Source organism: Streptomyces sp. NPDC054813, assembly GCF_053611365.1.
In genome coordinates, this window is sequence record NZ_JBSHAF010000014.1 from 130,417 (window position 1) to 146,232 (window position 15,816).

Annotated in this window: 18 protein-coding genes; 2 read left to right on the forward strand and 16 right to left on the reverse strand. The window is 70.4% G+C overall.

What is annotated here, in order from left to right; genetic code table 11:
• Positions 1-219 precede the first annotated feature (219 nt).
• Positions 220-1,269 (reverse strand): phosphatidate cytidylyltransferase, encoded by a 1,050-nt coding sequence (locus tag ACWGJB_RS27620; protein WP_453382778.1) that lies wholly within the window; start codon positions 1,267-1,269, stop codon positions 220-222.
• A gap of 21 nt (positions 1,270-1,290) precedes the next feature.
• Between ACWGJB_RS27620 and ACWGJB_RS27625 the strand changes: the two genes are divergently transcribed.
• Positions 1,291-1,566, forward strand: a complete 276-nt coding sequence (locus tag ACWGJB_RS27625; RefSeq protein WP_453382779.1) for a hypothetical protein — start codon at positions 1,291-1,293, stop codon at positions 1,564-1,566.
• Positions 1,567-1,625: 59 nt separating this feature from the next.
• Here ACWGJB_RS27625 and frr read toward each other — a convergent pair whose 3' ends face one another.
• From frr to rpsB, 4 genes are all read right to left on the reverse strand, one after another.
• Positions 1,626-2,183: a ribosome recycling factor gene (gene frr, locus ACWGJB_RS27630; RefSeq protein ID WP_351712500.1), complete on the reverse strand. Its 558-nt coding sequence runs from the start codon at positions 2,181-2,183 to the stop codon at positions 1,626-1,628.
• 145 nt (positions 2,184-2,328) lie between these two features.
• On the reverse strand, positions 2,329-3,087 hold the full coding sequence (gene pyrH, locus ACWGJB_RS27635; protein ID WP_351739297.1) for a UMP kinase: 759 nt from the start codon (positions 3,085-3,087) through the stop codon (positions 2,329-2,331).
• 208 nt (positions 3,088-3,295) lie between these two features.
• Positions 3,296-4,132, reverse strand: coding sequence for a translation elongation factor Ts (tsf, locus tag ACWGJB_RS27640; RefSeq protein ID WP_351739299.1), 837 nt, complete (start codon positions 4,130-4,132; stop codon positions 3,296-3,298).
• A gap of 133 nt (positions 4,133-4,265) precedes the next feature.
• On the reverse strand, positions 4,266-5,216 hold the full coding sequence (rpsB, locus tag ACWGJB_RS27645) for a 30S ribosomal protein S2 (RefSeq protein ID WP_453382780.1): 951 nt from the start codon (positions 5,214-5,216) through the stop codon (positions 4,266-4,268).
• A gap of 281 nt (positions 5,217-5,497) precedes the next feature.
• Here rpsB and ACWGJB_RS27650 point away from each other — a divergent pair, with 281 nt between their 5' ends.
• A complete protein-coding gene (locus tag ACWGJB_RS27650) occupies positions 5,498-6,082 on the forward strand; it encodes a murein hydrolase activator EnvC family protein (protein ID WP_453382781.1) in 585 nt (194 codons plus the stop codon).
• Positions 6,083-6,198: 116 nt separating this feature from the next.
• Here the strand turns inward: ACWGJB_RS27650 and ACWGJB_RS27655 are convergent, their stop codons facing one another.
• From ACWGJB_RS27655 to lepB (ACWGJB_RS27705), 11 genes are all read right to left on the reverse strand, one after another.
• A complete protein-coding gene (locus tag ACWGJB_RS27655; RefSeq protein ID WP_453382872.1) occupies positions 6,199-6,756 on the reverse strand; it encodes a TetR/AcrR family transcriptional regulator in 558 nt (185 codons plus the stop codon).
• A gap of 137 nt (positions 6,757-6,893) precedes the next feature.
• On the reverse strand, positions 6,894-7,736 hold the full coding sequence (whiG, locus tag ACWGJB_RS27660; RefSeq protein ID WP_453382782.1) for an RNA polymerase sigma factor WhiG: 843 nt from the start codon (positions 7,734-7,736) through the stop codon (positions 6,894-6,896).
• A gap of 321 nt (positions 7,737-8,057) precedes the next feature.
• A complete protein-coding gene (dprA, locus tag ACWGJB_RS27665) occupies positions 8,058-9,221 on the reverse strand; it encodes a DNA-processing protein DprA (RefSeq protein WP_453382783.1) in 1,164 nt (387 codons plus the stop codon).
• Complete coding sequence (locus tag ACWGJB_RS27670; RefSeq protein WP_453382784.1) at positions 9,218-10,828, reverse strand: YifB family Mg chelatase-like AAA ATPase; 1,611 nt, start codon at positions 10,826-10,828, stop codon at positions 9,218-9,220. The genes dprA and ACWGJB_RS27670 overlap by 4 nt, the downstream gene beginning before the upstream one ends.
• Before the next feature lies 1 nt (position 10,829).
• Positions 10,830-11,201 carry a YraN family protein gene (locus tag ACWGJB_RS27675; RefSeq protein WP_453382785.1) on the reverse strand — a complete coding sequence of 124 codons (372 nt, stop codon included), beginning with the start codon at positions 11,199-11,201 and terminating at the stop codon, positions 10,830-10,832.
• 129 nt (positions 11,202-11,330) lie between these two features.
• Positions 11,331-11,639, reverse strand: a complete 309-nt coding sequence (locus ACWGJB_RS27680) for a DUF2469 domain-containing protein (RefSeq protein ID WP_008745401.1) — start codon at positions 11,637-11,639, stop codon at positions 11,331-11,333.
• A gap of 56 nt (positions 11,640-11,695) precedes the next feature.
• Positions 11,696-12,220: an NUDIX hydrolase gene (locus tag ACWGJB_RS27685; RefSeq protein WP_453382786.1), complete on the reverse strand. Its 525-nt coding sequence runs from the start codon at positions 12,218-12,220 to the stop codon at positions 11,696-11,698.
• A complete protein-coding gene (gene lepB, locus ACWGJB_RS27690; RefSeq protein WP_453382787.1) occupies positions 12,210-12,995 on the reverse strand; it encodes a signal peptidase I in 786 nt (261 codons plus the stop codon). The genes ACWGJB_RS27685 and lepB (ACWGJB_RS27690) overlap by 11 nt, the downstream gene beginning before the upstream one ends.
• A gap of 116 nt (positions 12,996-13,111) precedes the next feature.
• Positions 13,112-14,140 carry a signal peptidase I gene (lepB, locus tag ACWGJB_RS27695; RefSeq protein ID WP_453382788.1) on the reverse strand — a complete coding sequence of 343 codons (1,029 nt, stop codon included), beginning with the start codon at positions 14,138-14,140 and terminating at the stop codon, positions 13,112-13,114.
• The gene (gene lepB / locus ACWGJB_RS27700) at positions 14,031-15,119 is read right to left on the reverse strand and encodes a signal peptidase I (RefSeq protein ID WP_453382789.1); all 1,089 of its coding nucleotides are present in this window, start codon (positions 15,117-15,119) and stop codon (positions 14,031-14,033) included. The genes lepB (ACWGJB_RS27695) and lepB (ACWGJB_RS27700) overlap by 110 nt, the downstream gene beginning before the upstream one ends.
• Complete coding sequence (gene lepB, locus ACWGJB_RS27705) at positions 15,112-15,807, reverse strand: signal peptidase I (protein ID WP_453382790.1); 696 nt, start codon at positions 15,805-15,807, stop codon at positions 15,112-15,114. Before lepB (ACWGJB_RS27705) ends, lepB (ACWGJB_RS27700) begins: the two co-directional genes overlap by 8 nt.
• Positions 15,808-15,816 lie beyond the last annotated feature (9 nt).

Sequence of the window (15,816 nt, forward strand, 5' to 3'; positions counted from 1 at the left end):
GCTCGTCAGCCCCCGCTATAACCCATCGTTTTTCCTCGGCCTACTGGGGGGGCCAAGAGCCCCCCGCCCCCCCCCCGCGCCGCGGCGGGGGCCCCCACTACTACAGGTGTACGTCAGCCGCTGCCGACGAAGAGCACCATGGGCGTCGGCAACAAGGAGTCCAGCCGACCCGTGCTGTATCGACTCGCCGCTACCGCGGCCCGGCGCCGTGGGCCGCCCTCATGCACTCCCGACGAACAGCACCATCAGCAGCCACACCACCGGAGCCGTGGGCAGCAGGGAGTCCAGCCGGTCCATGATGCCTCCGTGGCCCGGGAGCAAGGTGCCCATGTCCTTGATGCCCAGGTCCCGCTTGATCATGGACTCGCCGAGGTCGCCGAGGGTGGCGCTGGCCGCGACCGCGAGGCCCAGCAGCAGGCCCTGCCACCAGGTGCCGTCGTCGATCAGGAACTGCATGCACAGCGCGCCCGCCGCCATGGCGAACAGCACCGCGCCGACCAGGCCCTCTCGGGTCTTGCCGGGGCTGATGCGGGGGGCGAGCTTGTGGGTGCCGAAACGCCAGCCGACCGCGTAGGCCCCGGTGTCGCTGACCACCGTGAGGAGAAGGAAGGTGATCACCCGGCGCGGGCCGTCGTCGGCGGTGAGCATCATCGAGACGAAGGTCGCCAGGAACGGCACGTAGAACGCCGCGAAGAGACCCGCCGTGACGTCCCTGAGATAGCCCTCCGGCGGTTCCGTCATCCGCCAGACCAGAACCGCCAGCCCGGTGAGCGCCAGGGCGACCCAGGCACCTTCGGCACCGCGGGCGTAGCCGGCGACCACCATCGCCGCGCCGCCCAGTGCCAGCGGGACCAGGGGCGCCTTGATGCCCTTGCGCTCCTGGAGCCGGCTGGTCAGCTCCCAAAGGCCCACCACGACCGCGACCGCGACCACGCCGACGAAGACGGCCTTGACGACGAACAGGGACGCCACGATCACGACGCCCAGTCCGACGCCGACCCCTATCGCCGCACCCAGGTCCCGACCCGCGCTCTTCTTCTGCGGCGCGGGCGCCGGCTGCGGGGCGTCGGGCATGGGCTCCGGATTCTGCGGCGCCGCCGCATGGGGCAGAGGCTGCGCCGACGGGGTGTCGTTGCGGTACGTCCCGTCGCGAGACGTACCGTCCTGGAACGTCTCGTCTCGGAACAGGGGGCCGCTCAGTCGAGAGGCCCCCCGGTCGTCGTCCTGGTCTCCGCCGTACGCGGGTACGTCGTCGGGCACGATCGGCATGGGGCGAGTCTGCTGCGCGTCATGCGCATCGTACGCGGGACCCGCCGGGGCGGCTCCCTGGACATGTCCCTGGCCATAGCCATGGACATAGCCCTGGTCGTACCCCTGGCCGGGAGCCTGGTGGTACCCCTGGCCGTGGCCGGAACCGTTGGCGTGACCAGGGCCCTGGACAGGACCCTGGTCGTACCCCTGGCCTTGGACGGGACCCTGGTCGTCGTACCCCCGGCCCGCGACAGGACCCTGGTCGTACCCCTGGCCGGTGCCCTGATCGGTCGGCCCCCAGTACCCGGCCGGTGATCCGGCCTGCCCGGCCTGCGGACCGGCGTGTGGCGGCGCTCCCCAGGATGAGTCGTTCATCAGACTTCGAGAAGCTCCGCTTCCTTGTGCTTGAGGAGCTCGTCCACCTGTGCGACGTACTTCGCGGTGGTGTCGTCGAGCTCCTTCTCGGCGCGACGGCCCTCGTCCTCGCCGACCTCGCCGTCCTTGATCAGCTTGTCGATGGCGTCCTTGGCCTTGCGGCGGACGGAACGGATGGACACCCGGGAGTCCTCGGCCTTGCTCTTGGCGACCTTGATGTAGTCGCGGCGGCGCTCCTCGGTGAGCTCCGGGAACACCACCCGGATGATGTTGCCGTCGTTGCTCGGGTTGACGCCCAGGTCCGAGTCGCGGATCGCCTGCTCGATGTTGCGCAGCGCGCTCTTGTCGAACGGGGTCACGACCGCCATGCGCGGTTCCGGCACGGAGAACGAGGCCAGCTGGTTGATCGGCGTCGGCGCGCCGTAGTAGTCGGCCACGATCTTGTTGAACATCGCCGGGTGCGCACGACCGGTGCGGATCGCGGCGAAGTCCTCCTTGGCGACCACGACGGCCTTCTCCATCTTCTCCTCGGCCTCGAGGAGGGTCTCTTCGATCACCACTTGCTCCTGCGTGTCTTGAGTAAGGCCCGGCTGCGGTTCCTGTGCGGGCGGCGGCCGGCTGCGTCGCGTCTTCTTTCCTGCACGGTTCCCGACCGGCAGGACATTGTCCATCCCCCGGTCAGGGTGCGTCAGGCGGTACCGGTCAGGCCCGGCTGCCCTGGTCACCCACCAGCGTGCCGATCTTCTCACCCTTGACGGCCCGCGCGATATTGCCCTCCACGAGCAGCTCGAACACCAGGATCGGCAGCTTGTTGTCGCGACAGAGCGTGATCGCCGTGGCGTCGGCGACCTTGAGCTCGCGGGTGATGACCTCGCCGTAGCCGAGGGAGTCGAACTTGACGGCGTCCGGGTTCTTCTTCGGGTCGGAGTCGTAGACCCCGTCCACGCCGTTCTTGCCCATGAGCAGTGCCTCGGCGTCGATCTCCAGGGCGCGCTGGGCGGCGGTGGTGTCGGTGGAGAAGTACGGCATGCCCATACCGGCGCCGAAGATGACCACGCGGCCCTTCTCCAGGTGGCGCACGGCGCGCAGCGGGATGTACGGCTCGGCGACCTGGCCCATGGTGATCGCGGTCTGCACCCGGCTGTCGATGCCCTCCTTCTCCAGGAAGTCCTGGAGGGCCAGGCAGTTCATCACGGTGCCGAGCATGCCCATGTAGTCCGAGCGGGCCCGGTCCATCCCGCGCTGCTGGAGCTCGGCGCCACGGAAGAAGTTGCCGCCGCCGATGACGACGGCGACCTCGGCGCCGTCGCGGACGACGGCCGCGATCTCACGGGCGATCTTGTGCACCACGTCGGGGTCCACGCCCAGGCCGCCGCCACCGGCGAACGCCTCTCCGGACAGCTTCAGCAGAAACCGGCCGCGTACTTTGCCGTCGTCGCTCTTCTGAGCCTTGGTGGTCATGGAGATCCCGCCTCTTTCACGTGGTGCACATACGAAGAAGGCCATTGCCGGTGGGGTCGCTTTTCGCTGCCCATGCGCGGCAATGGCCTCCTCGTCAGATCTGCTGCCGTCCGTCACGACCCTGGGTCTGGCCGGGTACCCGGACGACTGCTGTCGACCGACCCTATCGGGATTTCCCCACGGGTCGCGCGTCGATCGCGGTACGGACTCAGATGCCGACCTTGATGCGGGTGAAGCGCTTCAGGGTGACACCGGCCTCGTCCAGAACCTTCTGGACGGACTTCTTGTTGTCGAGCGCGTACGGCTGGCCGAGCAGCGTGGCGTCCTTGAAGAAGCCGTTCAGACGACCCTCGACGATCTTCGGCAGGGCGGCCTCGGGCTTGCCCTCGGCGCGGGTGGTCTCCTCGGCGATACGACGCTCGGACTCGACGACGTCGGCCGGCACGTCCTCCTTGGCGAGGTACTTCGGCGCGAAGGCGGCGATGTGCTGGGCGACGCCCTTGGCGATCTCGGCGTTCGGCTTGTCGAGCTCGACGAGGACACCGATCTGCGGGGGCAGGTCGGGCATCGTGCGGTGCATGTAAGCGAGCACGAAACCGTCGGCGTACTGCGCGAAGCGGTCCAGGACGATCTTCTCGCCGAGGTTGGCGTTGGCCTCGTCCACGAACGCCTGGACGGTCTTGCCGGGCTCGATCTCGGAGGCGAGCAGGGCATCCAGGTCCGCGTAGGTGGACTTGGCGACGTGCTCGGCGATCGCGTTGGCGGCGGCCTGGAACTTCTCGCCCTTGGCGACGAAGTCCGTCTCGCACTTCAGCTCGACGAGGACGCCGGAGGAGTTGTCGTCGGCGATGATCGAGACCACGGCGCCGTTCTCGGCGGACCGGCCCTCGCGCTTGGCGACGCCCTTCTGGCCCTTGATGCGGAGCGCCTCGACAGCCTTGTCGACGTCGCCCTCGGCCTCGTCCAGGGCCTTCTTGCAGTCCATCATGCCGGCGCCGGTGAGCTCACGGAGCTTCTTGACGTCAGCGGCGGTGTAGTTCGCCATGAGTCGTTAAGTCTTTCTCGAAGTCGGGAGATCTGCCCGATCCACGATCCACACGTAGATGTAGAGCGCGAATCTATGGGTGAACGGCGGGGGCGTTCGGGATGTCGCCGCCCCCGCCGTCAACGCTGACGGGTCAGGCCTGCTCGGCGTCCGCGGCGGGCGCCTCGGCCGCAGGCGCCTCGGCCGCGGGGGCCTCCTCGGCAGCCGGGGCCTCGACAGCGGCCTCGGCGGCAGCCGGAGCCTCGGCCTGCTCGGCGTCGGCGACCTTCTCGGTCTCGGCGGAGGTCTGGACCTCGGGCTCGTCGGCCTTCTTCTCGCCCTCGAGCAGGTCGCGCTCCCAGGCCGCCAGCGGCTCGCCCGCGGCCTTGTCGCCCTTGCCCTCGGTGGCGACACCGGAGCGGGAGATGAGGCCCTCGGCCACGGCGTCGGCGATCACGCGGGTGAGCAGGGTGACGGAGCGGATCGCGTCGTCGTTGCCCGGGATCTTGTAGTCGACCTCGTCGGGGTCGCAGTTGGTGTCGAGGATGGCGACGACCGGGATGTTGAGCTTCCGGGCCTCACCGACCGCGATGTGCTCCTTCTTGGTGTCCACGATCCAGACGGCGCTGGGCACCTTGGACATCTCGCGGATACCACCGAGGGTCTTCTCCAGCTTGGCCTTCTCGCGCGACAGCACGAGAAGCTCCTTCTTGGTCAGACCGGACGCGGCGACGTCCTCGAAGTCGATCTGCTCGAGCTCCTTGAGGCGCTGCAGACGCTTGTAGACGGTCGAGAAGTTGGTGAGCATGCCGCCCAGCCAGCGCTGGTTGACGTAGGGCATACCGACGCGGGTGGCCTGCTCCGCGATGGCCTCCTGCGCCTGCTTCTTCGTGCCGACGAACATGACCGTGCCGCCGTGGGCGACGGTCTCCTTGACGAACTCGTAGGCGCGGTCGATGTACGACAGCGACTGGAGCAGGTCGATGATGTAGATGCCGTTGCGCTCGGTGAAGATGAAACGCTTCATCTTCGGGTTCCAGCGACGGGTCTGGTGACCGAAGTGGACGCCGCTCTCCAGCAGCTCCCGCATCGTGACGACGGCCATGGCCGTATCTCCTTGAATTTCTCGGTTGTGCCGCGGGGACCGGACGGCTCCCGCGCCTGACGCCCGTTTGCGCTGTGCCACGAAGGACCGAGAAGCGCTGACTCAGATCATTGTGCTGACCTGATGTCGGGGCGTGCGAAGTCGACCCGGTGACCCGGATCGCCAAAGGAAGTGTACGGGACCCGGGAGGCACCGGGTGACGCCGCTGTCCACAACGGGTGAGTAATCCACAGGTACCGGCCATGATCGGCGGTTTACGGGATGGTTCGGTCATGTGGGCGATGCGACGAACGATGCGGTGGCTGCCGCTGCTCCTTACGGTGACCGGGACCTGGGTCTGGACCTGGACCTGGGCGGTGGCTTGGGCGATGGCTCGGGCGGGGGACCCCCCGCCCCCTCCGGCGACGGTCCCGGCAATCGGCCGTGCCTGGCCGGTGGGGGTACGACCGCCGGTCCTGCGGGGCTGGGAGCCGCCGGCGACGGTGTACGGCCCCGGGCACCGCGGGGTCGATCTGGGTGCCGCGCCCGGCGCGGAGGTCCGGGCGGTGGCGGCAGGCCGGGTCTCCTTCGCGGGGCGGGTGGCCGGGCGGGGCGTGGTGTCGGTGCGACTCGCCGGGACGGACCTCCGCACGACGTACGAACCGGTGACGGCGCGGGTCGAGAAGGGGGAGGAGGTGGCGCCGGGGCAGGTGGTGGGGACGGTGGAGCCGGTGGGTGCGCACTGTGGTGCACGTGCGTGTGTGCACTGGGGTCTGCTCAGGGGGGACGTGTATGTGAACCCGTTGCTGCTGTTGCCGCCGTGGTTGCTGAACGGGGGTCCGTCGAGACTGCTGCCGGTGCTGGGGGTGCCGCTGCCGGAGGGGTGATCCGGGGGCGGTGGGCGGTTGTGCGAGTGCGGGTCGGTGGGGGGGCTGGTCGCGCAGTTCCCCGCGCCCCTGAAGGGGCGCTCCACTCGCGCCGACCGCCCGGGAGGCCCCCCGTCTCAGCCCTGCACACCCCGCAGTGCCATGGCCACAGCCGCTTCCGTGATGACCGTCGGATCCTCTGCCGCGCCCAGCTCGATGCGCCGTACCGCCGCGTCCACAACGCCCTGCACCAGCATCGCCGCCAGCCGGGGCTGCTCATGCCCCAGCTCCCCCAGCGCCTCCACGATCATCGCGACCAGCCCGCCGTGCGCGGCCCGGATCTTCTCCCGCGCCCCGGCGTCCAGCTCGCTCGCCGAGATCGCGACCACCGCCCGGTGCCGCCGGTCCCCGACCAGCGCCAGCTGCTGCCGCACATAGGCCTCGACCTTGCCCTCACCGGAAGCCGCCCGCTCCATCGCCGCCTCGACCTCCGCCGCCCACACCGGGAAGTCGACCTCGCACAGCTCCTCGACCACCGCGGCCCTGGAACGGAAGTACTCGTACACGGATGAGCGTGCGAGTCCCGTCCGCTCGGCGAGCGCGGGGAACGTCAGCGCCTCCGTCCCACCCTCCGACAGGAGGGACCGCGCCGCGTCCAGCAGGGCGGCTCGCTGCATCGACCGGTGCTCGGCCACGGAGGCCGCTCGAATCCTTGGCACGTCAACCACTCTACGGACGCGCCGCGCCGGACGGGAGACAGCGCGACCGGGACACCGGTCACTCCCGGCGGCGACGCTCCGAAATCTCCAGCTCAGCGGCCGAGAGCCGCCACTCAGCGTCCGAAACTCGCCAGCTTCGCCCGCAGCTGCAGCACCGACTTGGTGTGGATCTGGCTGACCCGGCTCTCGGTGACCCCGAGCACGTTGCCGATCTCGGCGAGTGTGAGCCCCTCGTAGTAGTAGAGGGTCACCACGGTCTTCTCCCGTTCCGGCAGCGTGTTGATGGCCCGCGCCAGGAACCGCCGCAGCTCCCGGTCCTCGGCCACCTCCACGGGATTGTCCGCGGCGGTGTCCTCCAGCGTGTCCATGACGCTCAGCCCGTCGCCACCCTCACCCCCGACGTGCAGCAGCTCCTCCAGCGCCACCACGTTGGCCAGCGACAACTGGCTGAAGACGGCATGGAGTTCGTCGACCTCGATGTCCAGCTCTGCGGCCACCTCGCCCTCCGAGGGCGTCCTGCGCAGCCGGGCCTCCAGCGTGGCGTACGCCCGCTCGACGTTGCGCGCCTTCTGCCGTACGGACCGGGGGATCCAGTCCAGCGCCCGCAGCTCGTCGATCATCGCGCCCCGGATCCGGGTGATCGCGTACGTCTCGAACTTGATCTCCCGGTCGACGTCGAACTTCTCGATCGCGTCGATGAGCCCGAACACCCCGGACGAGACGAAGTCGGCCTGTTCCACGTTGGGCGGCAGCCCGACGCTCACCCGTCCCGCCACGTACTTCACCAGTGGTGAGTAGTGCAGGATCAGCTGTTCCCGCAGCCGGTCGTCCCCCGTCGCCTTGTACGACCGCCACAGCTCGTCGAGCGTCGAGGGAGCGGGCGGCCGCACGCTGCCACCGTCGCGGGCGGCTGGGGGGATCGCCGCCCGGTCGGACCCGGAGGTGTGCTGGGGCATTCGTCGCCTTGTGCCGTTCTGCCGTGAAGTGCCAGGAAGTGCTGTGATGTGCCGCGAAGGGGGTGAGCAGGGGTGAAGGGTGCGGGTTGGGCGGGCTGTCGGTCTGGTGCCGGTTGGCGCGGTCTGCGTCAGGGCTTTCGTGAGCGTAGCGTGACTGAGGAGTCGCGGTGCGCGAACACCGAGGCTCCACCCCTGCGCGGACCCCCTGCACGGCGCGTCCGCCCGCGCTCGGCTTGTCGCTCTGCGTGATCGACCGGAGGTGTCAACTCCGGGAATTCCCAAGGGCATCGGGGGTTCCCCCGGACGGCCGAACACGCTCGGTCAGCGCCGACTCCGACCCTCTCGGACCGAGATCATCGCCTGGCGTGTCAACTTCCAGCCGTCGCCGTGTCGTTCGACGTAACCAAGTGCTCGGAGTTCGTACAGCCTCGCGACGGCCTCGTCCTCGGACGTCTGAGCGCCCCGTGCCACCTCTTCGGGTGACGCCGGCCGGTTCCCGGGCAGGGCGGCCAGGACCCGCCGGGCTCCGGGTTCCAGCAGGTCACGTGGGAGGACGGGACCGCGTCTGGCCGGTGCCAGCTCACCCATGTCGCCCACGAGTTCGACGACTTCCGCGGCGTCGGTGACGAGGGCGGCCTCCCCTCTCAGCAGTTCGTGCACCCCCGCCGAGAGGCCGCTGGTGGCGGGGCCGGGCACGCCCATGGTGAACCGGCCGAGCCGCTGCGCCGCCCGCGCGGTGACCAGCGAGCCGCTGCGGTGGGCGGCCTCCACGACGACGGTCCCCCTGGTCAGCGCCGCGATCACCCGGTTGCGGAGCACGAACCTGCTCTGCGTCGGATGCTCACCGGGCGGCAACTCCCCCACCACCAGACCCTGTTCCGCGATCCTGCCGATCAACTCGGTGTGCCCGCGCGGGTAGGGCCGGTCGACCCCGCAGGCCAGCACCGCGACGGTGGCACCACCGGCGCCCAGGGCACCGCGGTGCGCGGCGCCGTCCACGCCGTAGGCGCCACCGGACACCACCACCCAGCCGCGCTCGGCGAGCCCGGCGGCGAGGGTGGCCGCCATGTGCGCCCCGTACTCGGTACAGGCCCGCGCGCCGACGACGGCGACGGCCCGGAGCGCCCACATCCGCAGACTGGGCCGCCCCCGCACCCACAGCCCGAGGGGACGGGCGTCCCCGAGGTCGTCGAGCTGGGTGGGCCACTCGGTGTCGCCGGGGGCGACGAAACGCACGCCGGCCTCCCGCGCCATCTTGAGGTCCCGCTCCGGGTCGGCGTGCCCGGCCCTGGCGCGGAGGCCCTCCCAGCGCGTCGCGCTCACCCCGGGCAGCGCCGTCGCCCCGCTCGCACGCAGCCGCCAGGCCACCTCCTGGACCCCGTACTCCCGCAGCCATCGCCCGCCGGTCTCGTCGCCGGGTTCGATGACCCGGGTGAGGAGGATCCGGGCGAGGAGGATCCGGGCGGGCCGTCCGCCGTCGCTCATCGCGCGGTCCGTTCCAGGACCGCACCTCGCCGGACGCCGGTGCGCAGTTCCAGGGCCAGGTTGACGTCGTTCCCCGAGGGCCGGTCGTGGCCCGCGAGGTCGGCAAGAGTCCAGGCCACGCGGAGCACCCGGTCCAGGCCACGGGCGGTGAGCAGGCCCCGGTCGAGATCCAGTTCGGCCTTGGCGAGCGCGCCGGGCTGTACGTGCCAGCGGGTGCGCAGTTCGTGGCCGGGCACCTCGCTGTTGGTGTGCCAGGGCAGCCCCTCGTAGCGGCGGGCGGCTCGTTCCCGGGCCGCGCGCACCCGGTCGGCCACGGCGGCGGAGGGCTCGGCACTGGTGTGGAGCCGCAGCAGTTCCTCCCGGGCGACCGGTTCGACGGTCACCCTGAGGTCCACGCGGTCCAGCAGGGGGCCGGAGAGCCGGGCCCGGTACCGCCTGATCGAGGAGGGCCGGCACTCGCAGGTGTCACCGGCGCTGCCGTGCCGGCCGCAGGGGCAGGGATTGGCGGCCAGGACCATGAGGAACTTCGCCGGCATCCGCAGCATCCCGGCGGCCCGGGCGACCACGACGTGCCCGGACTCCAGAGGCTGGCGCAGGGCGTCCAGGACGCTGCTGTGGAACTCGGCGGCCTCGTCAAGGAAGAGCACGCCGTGGTGGGCCAGGGACACCGCTCCGGGGCGTGGCAGGCCGGTTCCGCCGCCGACCAGCGAGGCCATGGTGGCCGAGTGGTGCGGAGCGCAGTAGGGCGCCCGGTCGACGAGGGGATGGCCCGGCGGCAGTATCCCGGCGACCGAGTGGACGGCGGTGACCTCCAGGGACTCCTGGCGGCTCAGCTCGGGCAGCAGCCCCGGCAGCCGCTCGGCCAGCATGGTTTTGCCGGCACCGGGCGGGCCCTTGAAGAAGACGTGATGGCGCCCGGCCGCCGCCACCTCCAGGGCGGCCCGGGCCACCGGCTGCCCGGCGACGTCGGCCAGGTCGGGTGCGTGGTCGCCGGACGTCATGCCGGTACCGAGCCCCATGCCGGGGAGGGCCAGCCCCGCGAGGAAGGGGTCGGAGCGGATCTCGCCGGGGACGGCCTCCTCGTCGGGTACCGGTTCATCGGTGAGGACCGCGATCAGCTGGCGCAGGCTCCGCACGCCGAGCACCGACACGCCCGGCACCAGCGATGCCTCCGGCGCCGCGCTCTCGGGTACGACCACCTGCTCGTATCCGGCGTCGGCGGCGGCCAGGACGGCCGGCAGGATGCCCCGGACCGGCCGCACCCGCCCGTCCAGGCCCAGCTCGCCGATCATCACGATCTCGGCGAGCACCCGGGGATCGATCCGTTCGGCCGCGCCGAGCACCGCCGCGGCGACCGCCAGGTCGAAGCCGCTGCCGCTCTTCGGCACCGACGCCGGGCTCAGTCCCACCGTGAGTTTCTTCGAGGGCCAGGCCGCCCCCGAGTTCACCACCGCCGCCCGCACCCGGTCCTTGCTCTCCGTCAGGCTCTTGTCCGGCAGCCCCACCAGCGTGAACGCCGCCACGCCGGGCTCCAGGTCGGCCTGGACCTCGACCACCACGCCCTCGACGCCCACCAGCGCCACCGAGCACGTCCGCGCGAACCCCATCTCACGCCACCCCCCGCGCGTGCTCGACCACGGGCGCCCCGCGCTGCGGCAGGAGCACCCCGACCACGTCGATGCGGACGCCGCCCGGCGGCGCTCCTCCATGGGCGTGGATCCAGTGTTCGGCGAGGCCCCGCAGGCGCTCCGCCTTCTCGGGAGTCACGCCGGCCATGGGGTGTTCGAAGAGCCCCGCCCGCCGGGTCTTGACCTCGCAGACCACCAGGACGTCCCCGTCCCGCGCCACGATGTCGATCTCGCCCGACCTGCCGCAGCGCCAGTTGCGCTCCAGGATCGTGAGACCGGCTTCCGTCAGCCGCCGCGCGGCCAGCGTCTCGCCGTACCTGCCGAGTGCACTGCGTGCCCGATTCGTGTTCATGTCGGCACCACCTCCGGCGCCAACCGTCACGCATCCCCCAGCCAGAAGTGGATCTTGGTGGGTTCCTCAGCGATTGTGGACAACTCCGTCACTCACACGAGTGGTCCCACGTCACCCCCGAAGCCCGGGTCAGCCGCCCGGAAGCTCCAGATCGGTCTTGTTCAGCTCCTCGATATTCACGTCCTTGAACGTGAGTACGCGAACCTGTTTCACGAAGCGGGCGGGCCGGTACATGTCCCAGACCCAGGCGTCCGCCATGGACACCTCGAAGAACACCTCGCCCTGGACCGAGTGCACCTGCATCTCGTAGTCGTTGGTGAGGTAGAAGCGCCGCTCGGTCTCGATCACATATTTGAACAGACCGACGACATCTCGGTACTCCCGGTAGAGCTTCAGCTCCATCTCGGTCTCGTACTTTTCGAGGTCCTCGGCGCTCATGGCATGTTCCCCTTCAGCCGTGCGATCCCACCATTGTGCGCCAGTCCCGCGCGCCCCTAGACGATTTCCGTGTCAAGGGTGACGGGCCTGACGGGGGGACCTTCGTCGAGCAGCCTACGGAACAGCTCGGCGAGTCTGGTCGGATACACCGTCTCATGTGCCCGGGTCAGTTCCCGGCACGTCCACCAACGCGCTCCCACGACACTGCGCCGCTCCAGCTCGGTCAGGGCGCTGGCCTCGGGCATCACCTCAAACGTATGCGCCGTCCGGGCCAGGTAGTACCACTCGTCCTGGTCCCAGCGGCGGCCGGCGAACGGGAAGGAGCACATCCGCCGCCACAGCAGCGGGCCGAGTTCGACGTCCGTGATGCCGGTCTCCTCGGCGAGTTCCCGCAGCGCGGCCTGCTCACGGGTCTCGTCGCCCTCCAGTCCGCCGCCGGGCGTGAACCACCAGTCGTCGGCCGGGTCGTCCGGTTCATGGCCGTGCAGGAGCAGGATGCGGTCGTCGGGGTCCAGAAGAACCACCCTGGCCACCTTGCGCGGGGCGCTGGGGGTGCCCTCCGGCAGCGCCTCAGCGGGCACCGGCGGGCTCCGTACGGCCGCGGCCGCGGGAGCGGCCCAGCAGGCCGGCGATCGGGCCGTACGCGCCGCCGGCGAGGACCAGCACGGCCCCGCCCACGATCATGAACTCGATGATACGCAGCGGGCCCGGCTGGGAGAGGGAGCCGAGCGTCTCGAAGCCGGTCGGACGCTTGAGCAGGCCCTTCATGGGCCAGATGACGGAGTCCACGCGTGCGCTGACGGCGCTGCGGGCCACCGTGCCCTTCGCCGCGTCCGTGAGGTGGGCGGTGGAGTCCAGGGAGCCCTGGCGCTCGTCACCGAGGAGGAAGAGCCGGCCCTTGGGGACGGTGACGGACGGGAAGCCCTGGAGCTCGGCCAGGCTGCCCGCCGGCAGATACGGCTCGTCGATCTGCTTGCCGTTGACGGTCAGCTTGCCGTTCGTGCAGCAGGCGACGGTGTCACCGCCGATCGCGACCACGCGCTTGACGACGTCCGCGTTGGAGACCCAGCTGGTGTCGTGGAAGACCACCACGTCACCCCGGCGCACCTCGCTGCCGTCGATGCGCTGGCCGAGGACCCGGTCCCCGACGTCGATCGTCGGGGTCATCGAACCGGTGGGCACGGTGTACGGCCGGTAGACCACCGCTCCCCAGGCGAACCCGCCGAGGAACAGCACGATGCCCAGCGCGACGGCGATCCCGGACAAACGATTTCCGAGCGTGCCGCCGGCCTGCGCCGTGCCGGTGCTGGTGCCTCCGCTGCGCGGGGCCGTACGTATCGTGCTCTCGCCACCCATGAGGCCGCACCCTACCCGGCGGTACCGGGCAGGGGCAGCCCTTCTTCCCCGCCCCTGGTCACAAGCTCCCCAAGGGTTTCACATGGGCCGGTCAGCAGCGGCCGGGCTCGCTCCGGTCAGCGCTTGCCGGCGGCCGCCGGCCGCTTCTCGAACTTCGACTCGATCCGCTCGCCCCGCCGGCGGCGCCACACCGCGATCGGCAGGACGGCCGCGACGGCCACGCCCTCCGGGGCCACCGAGAGGGAGGCCGCGGCGGACGACTGCGTGTTGATGCCGCTCTGGTCGAAGGTGTCCGGGACGGGCAGGGTGCCCCAGCGGTTGATCGGCCAGGCCTTGACGATGGCGCGGCCGACGACGTCCTTGACCGGGACCATGCCGTGGTGCTTGTCGGACTGGTTGTAGCGCGAGTCGCGGGAGTTCTGGCGGTGGTCGCCCATCACCCAGATGTAGCCCTTGGGCACCTTCACCGTGAACTGGCCGCCCTGGTCGTCGACGCTGCACGGGGTGTTGCCCGGATACACATAGGGCTCGTTCAGCGCATGGCCGTTGACCATGACCGGACCGCTGTTCTTGCAGGAGATGGTGTCGCCGCCGACGCCGATGACCCGCTTGATGAGGTCCTTCTCCTCGGCGGACGGCATCAGGCCGATCCAGCTGAGGAACGTCTGGATCGCGTTCGGCTGGGCCGTGGGCTCACCGGCCAGCCAGTCGTCCGGGTCGTGGAAGACGACGACCTCGCCGCGGTCCGGCTTGGAGCCGAACCACGGGGTGAGCTTGTCGACCAGGACCCGGTCACCCTGCTGGAGGGTGTTCTGCATCGAGTCCGACGGGATCGAGAACGCCTGCACCAGGAACGTCTTGATCAGCAGCGCCAGTACCAGCGCGATACCGATCAGGATCGGCAGCTCCTTCCAGAAGGAGCGGGGCTTCTTCGGTGCGGGCGCCGCCGAGTCGCCCGCACCCCCGTCCGTGTCCCCGCCGCCACCGCCGGGGTACAGGCCGTCCGCCGGACCGCCGTCCCCGGCCGGACCACCGTCATTCCCGGAGGTGGAACCACCGTCGACGGGGGGGACATTCTCCACGGGGCGCCCGCTGTGCTCCTCGCCGTCGTGTCCCGACCGTGCGCCAACCGCCACATCCCCCACGCCAACTCCTTACTCCGTGCCGCCGCCCGCGCCATCCCCGGCGCAGACCCACCACTCCCATAACGAGCGGGAGTTCCGCAGGGCTCGGGAGTTGGATGTATCCGTTTGGATCGTCGGAGGCAACCCTATGCGACAGCCGGGGAGCCGCGGTCGACCCCGACACGGAGTTCGAAACGCTTGCGAAGGTTTTAGGTTCGTTCAGCGAGGTCCAGTGCCCGAACGGCCAGCCGATCCACTTGGCCCGGCCCACCACCAGGCTCACCGGAACGGTGCCGCCGTAGCCGGTGTCCTGGTGCGCCCGGGAGTCGGCCGAGTTGCCGCGGTGGTCGCCCATCACCCACAGCCGCCCCTGCGGGACGGTGATGTCGAACTCGGTGGCGGACGGGGCGTTCCCTGGATAGAGGTAGTCGCCCTCGGTCAGCGGTACGCCGTTGACGGTGACCCGGCCCTGCGCGTCGCAGCACTTGACGTGGTCGCCGCCGACACCGATGACCCGCTTGATGAGGTCCTTCTCGTTGGCGGAGGGCAGCAGACCGATGAAGGTGAGCCCTTCCTTGACCTGCTTGACGACGATCGGGTCGTTCGCCTTGGTGGTCTGCTCGTCCCCCAGCCAGCCGCCCGGGTCGTGGAAGACGACGACGTCACCGCGGTGCGGCTCGGAGCCGAACCACGGGGTGAACTTGTCGACCAGGACACGGTCGCCGATCCGGATCGTCTGCTCCATCGAACCCGAGGGGATCACGAAGGCCTGGACGAGGAACGTCTTCAGCACCAGGGCTATCAGGACGGCCACACCGACCAGCAGCGGTATCTCCCGCATCGCGCCGCGCCGACGCTTGCGCTTGACCTTGCGCTGCAGCTTGCGCCGCTCCGCGCGGGACCGGCCGCCGGACGGGGCGGAGGAGCGCCGGACCCCGGTGGGCAGCAGATTGGCGGTGGCGTCCGTGGGCACGCCGCGCGGTTTGCCGCGGTTACCCATGGGCCCCTCCCGGCGCCGGCACGCGCGCGTAGGCGGCGGGACGGGTGAGGTGGGTCCAGTGTGCGTACGGCCAGACGATCCAGTCGGCCCGGCCGATCACGTCCTTGACGGGGATCATGCCGCCGCCGGGCGAGCCCAGATGGTCGCGGGAGTCGCTGGAGTCGCTGCGGTGGTCACCGAGGACGAAGAGCGTGCCGTCGGGGACCTCGACGTAGAAGGGCACGGTGGACGGGGTGTCACCGGGATAGAGGAACGCGGTCTCGTCGACCGACCGGCCGTTCACTTCGATCCTCCCCTCCTTGTCGCAGCAGACCACACGGTCTCCTCCCACACCGACAACGCGTTTGATGTAGTCGGCGTCCCCGAAGTACCCGGTGCCGTCGAACACGACGACATCGCCCCGGCGCGGCTCGGCACCGAAACGGTACGCCAACTTATTTACGAGAACTCGGTCCCCGATCCTCAATCCCTGTTCCATGGATCCGCTGGGAATCTGGAATGGTTGCGCCACGAAAGCGTTGAGGACGAGCAAAAACGCCAGGCAGGCGAAGAGGGTCAGGGTGATCCAGCCGCCCGGCAGCCAGTCGGTGACCCGCGTCAGGAACGCGAAACGCGACCGGTCCTCCGTGGCCTCCGGTTCGGGGCTGGAGGAGCGGTCGCGCTCCGTCGGCTGTGCTTCGGTGTCCATCGGGGCCAG